General features: G+C 66.5%; 9 protein-coding genes and 1 pseudogene. 2 read left to right on the top strand and 8 right to left on the bottom strand.

Annotation, left to right across the window (positions count from 1 at the left end; all coding sequences use genetic code 11):
* A pseudogene (locus ACIQ7H_RS20875) lies at window positions 1-366 on the top strand (hypothetical protein); the annotation flags it as partial.
* Window positions 363-1,826, top strand: a complete 1,464-nt coding sequence (locus ACIQ7H_RS20870; protein WP_395795189.1) for a hypothetical protein — start codon at window positions 363-365, stop codon at window positions 1,824-1,826. The pseudogene ACIQ7H_RS20875 and the gene ACIQ7H_RS20870, both read left to right, overlap by 4 nt.
* A gap of 123 nt (window positions 1,827-1,949) precedes the next feature.
* Here the strand turns inward: ACIQ7H_RS20870 and ACIQ7H_RS20865 are convergent, their stop codons facing one another.
* The 8 genes from ACIQ7H_RS20865 to ACIQ7H_RS20830 all read right to left on the bottom strand — a co-directional run bounded on the left by ACIQ7H_RS20865 (window position 1,950) and on the right by ACIQ7H_RS20830 (window position 9,023).
* Window positions 1,950-2,663 (bottom strand): LytR/AlgR family response regulator transcription factor, encoded by a 714-nt coding sequence (locus ACIQ7H_RS20865; RefSeq protein ID WP_395795187.1) that lies wholly within the window; start codon window positions 2,661-2,663, stop codon window positions 1,950-1,952.
* Window positions 2,663-3,697 (bottom strand): sensor histidine kinase, encoded by a 1,035-nt coding sequence (locus ACIQ7H_RS20860; protein WP_395795185.1) that lies wholly within the window; start codon window positions 3,695-3,697, stop codon window positions 2,663-2,665. The genes ACIQ7H_RS20865 and ACIQ7H_RS20860 overlap by 1 nt, the downstream gene beginning before the upstream one ends.
* Window positions 3,698-3,824: 127 nt before the next feature.
* Window positions 3,825-5,165: a serine hydrolase domain-containing protein gene (locus tag ACIQ7H_RS20855; RefSeq protein WP_395795183.1), complete on the bottom strand. Its 1,341-nt coding sequence runs from the start codon at window positions 5,163-5,165 to the stop codon at window positions 3,825-3,827.
* 168 nt (window positions 5,166-5,333) lie between these two features.
* Window positions 5,334-5,516 carry a hypothetical protein gene (locus tag ACIQ7H_RS20850; protein WP_395795181.1) on the bottom strand — a complete coding sequence of 61 codons (183 nt, stop codon included), beginning with the start codon at window positions 5,514-5,516 and terminating at the stop codon, window positions 5,334-5,336.
* 46 nt (window positions 5,517-5,562) lie between these two features.
* Window positions 5,563-6,624, bottom strand: a complete 1,062-nt coding sequence (rtcA, locus tag ACIQ7H_RS20845; RefSeq protein ID WP_395795179.1) for an RNA 3'-terminal phosphate cyclase — start codon at window positions 6,622-6,624, stop codon at window positions 5,563-5,565.
* A gap of 30 nt (window positions 6,625-6,654) precedes the next feature.
* Window positions 6,655-7,335: a hypothetical protein gene (locus ACIQ7H_RS20840; protein ID WP_395795177.1), complete on the bottom strand. Its 681-nt coding sequence runs from the start codon at window positions 7,333-7,335 to the stop codon at window positions 6,655-6,657.
* A 115-nt stretch (window positions 7,336-7,450) separates the two neighbouring features.
* Complete coding sequence (locus ACIQ7H_RS20835; protein WP_395795191.1) at window positions 7,451-8,674, bottom strand: RtcB family protein; 1,224 nt, start codon at window positions 8,672-8,674, stop codon at window positions 7,451-7,453.
* Between the two features lie 19 nt (window positions 8,675-8,693).
* Window positions 8,694-9,023 carry a hypothetical protein gene (locus ACIQ7H_RS20830; protein ID WP_395795175.1) on the bottom strand — a complete coding sequence of 110 codons (330 nt, stop codon included), beginning with the start codon at window positions 9,021-9,023 and terminating at the stop codon, window positions 8,694-8,696.
* Window positions 9,024-9,327: the final 304 nt, after the last annotated feature.

Raw genomic sequence — 9,327 nt, 5'->3', positions numbered from 1 at the left:
CTCTACAACCACCACTTGCCACAGAAGGCGCTCAACCACGAGACTCCGGTTCTGGCGCTCAAACGCTGGCAATCCACCCACCCGGAACTCTTCGTCAAGCAGGTACGCGATCGTCCGGGATCTGACAATCATCAGCAGCGCAAGCGTTGTGAAAGGAGTGGGCGGATGCGGCAAGGCGCTTTCGCCGCGTTCGACGATGGAATGCCATGGGTCCATCGCGGTCTCGGCGACGCGGCAGTCCGCATGCGACGTGGGCAAAGGCGCTTTGGCAGCCCTCGCCGCAAGGACGGATTCCCGCTGGCTGCATTGCTGCCGGTTCCTTGGGTACTCTGCGCAGCATCCACTGCCGCCGGACCCCACTGGTGACCGATCCTGTCGACCCCGTTGCGCGCCCGATCGCCACAGCACGGATCAGCTTCGAGCGCCTGCGCGAACGTACCGACGAACTCGAGTTGATCATCTCCGGGCTGTCGCTGCTGGCCCTGCTCAACTTGCCCGGTTGGCTGTTCGAGCAATACGTCGACTACTTCGCGCGTATGCCGATGGGAATCGGTGCGGCGGTGGTCGTGGCCCTGCCGATCATTGGCGCAACCTGCTACACCATGGCCACGCTGCTTCTACTGCATCTGGCCGTGCGTGCCCACTGGGTCGGCTTGATCGGCCTGAAGTCGGCGTTCCCCGACGGCGTGCGTTGGGAGCGCCTGCGCGGTGTCGGCCCACTGACCCAGGATTCCCTGAAGCGTCGACTGCCGAGCCTCGACGACGGCATCGCTGCCGCCGATCGTATCGCTTCGGTGCTGTTTTCCCTGATCACCTTCGCCGCGCAGTGCTTGGGCATCCTGGGTCTCTGGATGACTGTGCTGTTCGTTGTCGGCGGTGTGTTCGGGAACGCATTGGGAGGCACCAACTACTTCATCAACGGCGCCACCTCGACGATGTTCCTGGTCCTGATCGGGGCCCCCTTGCTGCTATGGCTGCTGGATGGGCTGCTGGCGCGGCGTTGGCGCTGGCTGCGTGAGCGCCGCCTTTTCGCCCTGGTGATGGCGCTGCTGCGCGCGGTTGAAGGGCTGTATTTCCCGCGTCGGCTGGTGGGGCCGGCGCGCTACGTCCTGCAAAGCAATACGCTGCCCAGATTGTTCTTTCCGCTTTTTGTCGGTGCGCTGATGCTGGTTTCCTACGTCGGTAGCTTTTCATTCCAGCAGGGGCGCGGCTTCGACGTGATGGGTAGCCAGGTGTTCGTCTCTGGCCGCCACCTCGTCGCCGGCCAGCGCAGCCAGTCTTACGAAAGCCAACGCATTCGGCTCGACCGTGTGCGCCCCGGGCCAATGATCCCGGCGCCGGTTGTCGAGACAGCGTGGCTGCCGCTGTTCCTGCCCTATGTCGCCTTGATCGATGACCCGGTGCTCGTCCAGCGTTGCCCCGCTGGGCCTCAAGAAGAGGCGTCTGCATTTTTTGCGGATCCGCGCGACAGCGATGCCGACGCACTCGCCCGCGAAGCCGTGCACGATCAGCAGGCAGAGTTTGCCGCCGACTGTCTGAAGCGGCTATGGGAAGTGCGCCTGGATGGCCGAGTGTTGCCGCTCGACGGCTTTCTGCCGAGTGAGCGTAGCGACCTTGGGCTGCGTGGCCTCAGCGGCTACTTGCCCCTGAACGGCTTGGCGCCTGGGCCGCATCGACTTGAAGTGATCCGTCGGCCGAAGCCGGAGCAAGACGCCGTGGTGGAGGACTACGTTCCGCGGCGCACGCGCTACGTCGTTCCTTTCCTCTGGTCGCCCGAGGGCGCCGTCGAACTGGCGCAGCCGGAACCGGCTGCAACCGAAGGCTGAGGGGCGCCCCGGCCGATCCAGAGCGCGGCGCCCCGTGTTGCCTGACGCAGTGCTTGTTGATCCGGCCCGCTCAGGTTTGAGCTCCGGGGCGTGCATGCCGCGCAGCGCGGAGCCACAGCCCCGCTACAGGCTCAGCTGCTCCTTCAAGCGCAGGCTCTGTCGGCGTGAGACGTCAACTTCCTGGCCGCCGCGCAGGCGCAGACGCAGTGCGCCGTTGCTCCAGGGCATCACGGTCTCGACCCAGCCGAGGTTGACCAGGTGCTGGCGGCTGCAGCGGAAGAACTGCGCGGGGTCTAGGCGGGCTTCGATCGCGGCCAGCGCCCGGTAGATCATTGGCGCGTGCGGGCCGACATGCACGCGGCTGTAGTTGCCGACCGCTTCGATCAGGCGGATCTCCTTCACCCGCACCAGATAGGTCTTGTCGCCGTCCTTGAGGTAGAGCGGACTGTCGGCCTGCAGGGAACCGCCGGCGGCGGTCGGCTGAAGCTGCGCGACCGGCTGCAGCTTTTCGATCGCTTGCGCGAGGCGCAGCGGTTCGATCGGCTTCAGCAGGTAGTCGATGGTGTGGTAGTCAAAGGCCTGCATCGCGTAGGCGTCGAACGCGGTGGTGAAGATCAGCGGCGGAATGCGCTCCAGTTGCGGCAGCAGGTCGAAGGCGGTTCCGTCGGGCAGATCGATGTCCAGAAACAGCAGATCGGGTGCCAGCGCCTCAATCTGGAGCAGCGCTTGCTGCAGGTTCGCAGCCTCGCCGATGATCTCGATCTGTGGATGCACCCGCAGCAGGTGACGCAGCTCGAAGCGGGCGAGCTCGGAGTCTTCGACGATCAGGGCGCGCATCAGTGCTGCGCGCCGATCTGCAGCCGCGCCAGCACCTGCGCCTTGTCCTGCTGCAACTCCAGCGTCGCCGCTGCGCCGTACATCAGCTGCAGCCGCTCAGCCAGATTGGCGAGGCCGATGCCGGTGCCGCTGCCCGGCGCGGCGAGCTGGCCGCTGTTGCGGACTTCCAGACGCAGGCCGTCGCCGCCGCGGCGTATCGACAGGTCGAGCTGGCCGGGTTCGGCCGATCGCGACAGGCCGTGCTTGATCGCGTTCTCCACCAGCAGCTGCAGCGAGAATCGCGGCAGGCGCAGCGACAAGGCCGATGGATCGATCTGTTCTGAGTACTGCAGCCGGGCGCCCAGCTGCAGGCGCACCAGATCGAGATAGTCATGCACGGTACGCAGCTCCTCTTCGACGCTGACCTCGGCCTGCCCGGCATCGGCAAACTGGTAACGCAGGGTGTTGGCGAACTGGGTCAGCAGCTGCCGTGCCGCCTCGGTGTCCTGCAGGATCAGAGCGCGGATATTGTTCAGCGTATTGAAGATGAAGTGCGGGCTCAGCTGGCCCAGCAAACGCTGCACTTCGGCTTCTTTCAGCGCCAGCTTCAGGGTCTGGGCATCCAGCGCGGCGCGCTCCAGCCGCTGCTGCCGGCTCAGTGCCAGGTAGAGCAGGCTCCAGGCCACGTACATCACCAGCAACAGGGGCGCGCGGGCGAGCGCGGGCTGGCTGTCCAGAATCGCCGCAAAGCTCGAGAACAGATGAGCCAGCACACCGATCAGGCCGTGATAAAGCAAGTCGACGGCCAGCGCCAGCAGCACGCTGGCGAATCCGAGCAGCGCCAGCCAGGCCAGTTCGCCAACGCGGCGACTCTGCAGGCGCCGGTACAGGGCGCGCAACAGCAGGCTGCCGGTGACAGCGAGCACCACCAGCAGCAGGGCTGCGCTGATCTGCTCGGGCGCGGTGAGCGGGCGATCATCGCTGTTGGTGAGCAGCTGCAGCAGCGCGTAGGGCGTCCAGCCCAGGGCCTGTAGCAGCCAGAATTTCCAGTGCATGCGCGACGCCGTTGGCGGGTGGGTGCGGCCGGCAAGTCCGCCGGGAACGAACGAGGGCAGCATGCGCTGCCCTCGCCCCATCGGGCCAGCGGCGCGCCGATCTCGGCCATGCCGCGGCCCGGCCCGATCAGCGCTGGCCGACACTGTCGCCCATCATGCGGTCGTGCAGCGTGACCTGCAGCTGGCCCTTGGCATCGCGCTTGAAGGTCAGGAAGTTGAGACTGCCTTCGAGGTAGAAGCGTCTATCGGCGGTCGGGATGAGCGCGATCGGGTTAGCCCCGATGCGCTGGGAATACAGCCTGCCTTCGTGGCTGAGAATCTCGCGCTCGACACCCTGATCGAAGCGGTAGCGACCGAGCCAGGCGCTGGCATCGACCTCGATGGGATCGAGGTCAAACGCGCGTCCGCCGGCCATCGCCGTCAGTTCCACCGCGAGGTCACCCGGATACAGTGCTTCGGAGTTGGTGAGCACGGTCACCAGCACGCGCTGCTCGGGCAGACGAATCAGCTGCGACTGGAAGCCGTTGATGAAGCCGCTGTGCTCCTGGCTGGGCAGGCCCTGCACGGCGCTGAGCAGCCAACCGAAGCCATAGGGCATCGCGCTGCCGTCGCTGAGCTGCACCTTGCTGAAGGCCTGGTCGCGTAGCGCCGCCGGCACCAGCGCCTCGGTGTAAAGCGCGGCATCCCAGCGCGCCAGATCGTCGACCGTGGTCAGAAGTCCACCAGCGCCCTGCGGCTGGCTCATGCTGATGAAGTCGGCGTTCTGCAGACCGGCTTCGCCCTGCTGGTAGCCTTGGGCGCGGCGCGGGACGAGATCGAGATGGCTGCCGTAACGGGTGTTCTTCATGCCCAGCGGCTTGAGCACGGCGGCGCCCAGATACTCGGGATAGCTCTTCCCGCTGGCCAGCTCGATCACCCGGGTCAGCAGGATGTAGTTGGAGTTGCTGTAGCTGAAGCGGCTGCCAGGTTCGAATTCCAGTGGCAGATCCTTGAAGAAGCCAAGCAATTCTTCGGCGCTGGCCTCGTTGCGCCGTGCGGCGCGCGACGCTTCAATCTCGCTGATGTTGGTGATGCCTGAGCTGTGGGTCAGCAGCTGCCGCAGGCTGATCTTGCCGACCGCCTCGGGCAAGGACGGATCCACGCTGCCCACGCTCTGATCGAGATCCAGTGTGCCGGCATGCACCAGGGTCAGCACCGCCATCGCGGTCAGCTGCTTGCTGATCGATGCCAGCCGGAACACCGAGTCCGCGCGCATCGGTACGCCGTTTTCGACGTCGGCAAGGCCATACGCCTTGCGCAGCAGGATCTCGTCGCCACGGCGCACCAGCACCACACCGCCTGGCTGGGAATCTGCAAAGAAGCGGTCGGCGCGCTGTTCAAGCTGTTGGTCAAGCGTGGGGGCGGCAGGCCTGGCGGCGGCCGCGGCAGACGTCAGTGCGATCAGCCCGAGGCACAAGAGACGGATCATGCGATTTCTACCAGCTGGGGAAGGGATCGCAGGCTAGGCGCGGCAGGCGGCGGCGCGGCAGCGATTCATGACCAGCGGTTGCCGGACAGGTCGACCGGCCGCACAGCCGGCCCACTGGCCCCGGTCGTCGACGCTTTGCGCGGAAACAATCGACGCTGCCACCAGCCTCTACGCTGGAGTGAGGTCGAACGGCCAGTCGGGCCGCCCCAGCTCACGCCGCACGATGGCGAGGCTGGCGAGTGGTAGCCGCAGCAGCACCGGCAGGCTGAGCGCGTCGCCGACGGTCAGGCCGAGTAAGCGGTGGCCGCAAAGCGAGAGCTTCAGTGCGCTGCTGTTCGGGCCATCGACCAAGCCTTCGGCAACACGGAGCGGTCCCAGGTGAGCGGCAGAATCGGTATCAGGCGCCAACCCGCAGCGTGACCCGCCAGCGCCGCTGCGGGTCGCTGAGGTCCGGCGCCAGCTCGATCTGAGCAGCGCCGAAGGCCCGCATGACCTCGATATTGGTTTCGAGGTGGGTGCTGGGTCGGCCGGTGACGAAGTGGCCGCCGCCGGCGAGCCACATCGGCAGCAGCAGTTGGTCGGCCAGGTGTTCGCCGACCGGCGCGCCGTGGGCGAGGTAGCGCTTGAGTTCGCTCGCGGCCTGCTGGGCGACGTCCTCGGAGCTGAGCCCGAGCTTGCCGAGCGCGGTGACGACCTCGCAGACGTGCTCGAAGCGCGCCTGCAGCACCAGGGCATTGCCCGGGCCGCTGCCGGTGCCGAGTTCACGACGCTGCAGCTCGGCCTGTGGCAGGGCGCGGCGCAGGGCATCGAGTTCGCGTTCGACGATGCGCGCGGGCAGCTGGCTGACCATCGCTTCGGCGTGGATGCCGAGCGCTGCGCCGCGCGATTCCAGCATCAGCGCGCGCAAGGGCGCCGGCTGCACCTCGATGACGACGGCACCGCCGCCGGCCGGGAAAAAGCCGTGGCGCTCCAAGGTGAAATCTATCTTCGCGCCCATGCCGCGCAGCACCGGCAGGAACGCGTGCGCGATGAAGTCGGCGCAGGGCGCCATCGGTACGTGTGTGCCGCCTTCGATCCGCAGCCTGCTCGGCCCCGTGGCAACCAGCAGGGCGGGCAGCAGGGTCTGCAGTACCAGCGAGGTGCTGCCGGCGCTGCCGATGGCGAAGCTGTAGTCGCCGGCCTGGATCGGGCCGGGCCGGAACTCGAGCGCGGTTGAACCGATCGCGGCGCCTTCAACCTGGCCCGCGCACACGCGCACAGCGGCGAGCACGCAGGTCAGGTGCTGACGCATCAGGCCGGGTTTGCGGCGGCCGGCGCGAATGTTGTGCAGGCGAACGCTGCGCCCGGTCAGCATGGCGAGGCTCAGGCTGGTGCGCAGCACTTGGCCGCCGCCTTCGCCTTGGCTGCCGTCGATGTCGACCGCGCTGCTGAACTGCAGTGGGGAGTGAATCGCGTTCATTTCGGAAGCTTCAATGTCGTGGAGTCGGGATCAGTCGTGCTGATTGTGCAGCCCGTGCAGGCGCAGTTCGCGGTGGTTGAGCTGGCGCTGGCCGAGCACGCGGTAGGACTGGCCGCCAAGTGCGAGCACATCGGCTGCAGCGCGGGTCTTGGCATCCGGCTGCCAATCCCTGCCGAGTGCTTCGACCTTGAGCGCAAACCACAGGCCTCGGACTTGGCGCAGCAGGCGTTCATCGCCCTGTGGCAACAGACGCCAATCCTGCGGCGGCTGAGGACCGGGCCTTGGCAATGGCGGCTGCCAGCGCAGCAGGCCGGTGCGTGGATGCACGTAAAGTCCATCCACCCGGCCGTCACGCCAGCTGCGGTCGACGCTCTTCAACGCGACGCGGCCGTCCATTCGGCAGTCCCGCTCGACCTCCCAGAACACGTGCTCAAGCAGATGCTGCCCGGCCATGGTGTCGCTATCGACGCCGGCGCAGAGCTCGCTCCAGACACTGTTCCAGGGCCGACCGACCTGGGCGCGCAGCCAGCGCCGCAGTGGGCCGAGATTGTCGCTGAACCAGCGCGTGCGCAGGCGTTTGGGACGGTGCGGGCCGGCATCGCTGTCGGCGTCCGGGTATTGCTGCACGCGCGGCTTGCCGCTGCGGTCGCTCTTGATGCGCAGGCCGCCGCGGTAACAGTCGATCAGCACCCGCTGCATGTCGGGGCGCATGGGATTCTCCTTGGGTCTCGTGGCGCCCGCGGTGGCGATGCACCGCGGGCTTGGATGTTCGTTCCGTTGCGCCCCTCACCCCAACTCGGCTTCATGGGTGTGGGGGCTGCAGCGCTCAGCCTTTCACGCACACGACCTGGCGCAGGGTGTGGAGGATCTCCACCAGATCCTGCTGGGCGGCCATCACCTGTTCGATCGGCTTGTACGCGGCCGGCGACTCGTCGATCACGTCGGCGTCCTTGCGGCATTCGACGTGGGCCGTGGCCTGCTTGTGTTCGGTCAGGGTGATGCGGCGCTTGGCCTCGCCGCGGCTCATCACCCGGCCCGCACCATGCGAGCAGGAGCAGAAGCTCTCGGCGTTGCCGAGGCCGCGCACGATGTAGCTCTTCGCGCCCATGCTGCCGGGGATGATGCCGAGCTCGCCGAGCTTGGCGCTGACCGCACCCTTGCGGGTGATGAACAGCTCGCGGCCGCCGTGGGTTTCGCGCTGCACATAGTTGTGGTGGCAGTTCACCGCTTCCTTGTCGGTCTGGAAACGCTTGGGGATCTCCTCCGCCAGCGCGGCCAACGCGCGCCGCATCATCAGCGTGCGGTTGATGCGCGCATAGCGCTGCGCCCAGTCCACCGCGAACACGTACTGATCGAAGTGCTTGCTGCCTTCCTCGAAGTAGGCCAGGTCCTTGTCCGGCAGGTTGGCGATGTGATGCTGCATATCGCGCTTGGCCAGCTCGATGAAGTGGGTGCCGATGGCGTTGCCGACACCGCGCGAACCCGAGTGCAGCATCAGCCACACGCGCTGCTCTTCGTCGATGCAGACCTCGACAAAATGGTTGCCGGTGCCGAGCGTTCCGAGGTGGTGGGCGTTGTTGGTATGCGCCAGCCGCGGATGCCACTCGCACAGACGCTCGAAGTCCGCCTCAAGCCCCTTCCACGCGGTGGCGACCGACGCCGGCACCTGTTCCCAGGCGCCGGGGTCGCGGCGGCCCGGCTTGCGGCCGTGCGGAATGGCGCGCTCCAGCCGCGTGCGCAGCATCGCCAGTGAATCCGGCAGATCCGCGGCGGTGAGCGTGGTGCGGCTGGCGATCATGCCGCAGCCGATGTCGACGCCGACCGCGGCCGGGATGATGGCGCTCTCGGTGGGCACCACCGAGCCAACGGTAGCACCGATGCCGAGATGCACATCGGGCATCACCGCAAGCCAAGGGCCGACCACCGGCAGGCGCGCGATCTTGCGCAGCTGTTCGCGGGCCTGGTCTTCCAGCGGCACGCCGCGGGTCCAGAGCTTGATCGGCACGGCGCCGGGGTCGTGGATGAGGTCGTAGTTTTCGGTGTTCATCATGTTCATGGTGTGCGCGGTTTCAGAGGGTTTCGACCAGCCGCACCGCCGAGGTGCGCACATAGGTCAGGCCGCCATCTTCACGGCGGAGGGTCAGGAAGGTCTCCCAGCTACCCAAAAGGTTGGGGCCCGATGCGCTATCGCCTCCCCCCAGTACGCGTACGGGAGACAGCACCTGGCCGTGAGACAGGGTTAAGCGATAGCAGCGGTCGGGATCAAGCCGATCGTCCCGGATCGGGAGCTGCTGCTGGCGTTGCTGCTGGCGACGGTGCGACTGTCGCCTTGCCGAGGCCACGGCAAAGAGCACGGCTAGCAGCAGCACGCAGAAGAAGAGCATCAGTGTGTTCGACATGGTGTCCCTCTGAGGCTTAGACAGTAGATTGAACGGTGCGACAAGGTCGGTGCCGGGACGTCACAGTTTGGAATGTAGTCCCGACGGCATTCGCGCCGTTCAAAATCGGTGCTGTTCGGAATCGGTGCTGTTTGAAATCTAGGTGCTTCGGCGCGGCGACAAGGTGGGTTGGAGACGTTGCCAATGCTCTACCGCTGAGCTACGGACCCTACGTGTCAACCTCCTACCCAACAGTTGTTCTCGGTTTTTATAGATAACAATTGTGGGGCGGTTTGAGGAGGTTTCAGTGAGCAAGGCAGGCATC

The organism is Aquimonas sp. (genome assembly GCF_044377145.1).
Lineage (GTDB): Bacteria > Pseudomonadota > Gammaproteobacteria > Xanthomonadales > Xanthomonadaceae > Aquimonas.
Note: the sequence above shows the minus strand (reverse complement) of the source record. Positions and strands in the feature narration are given on the sequence as shown.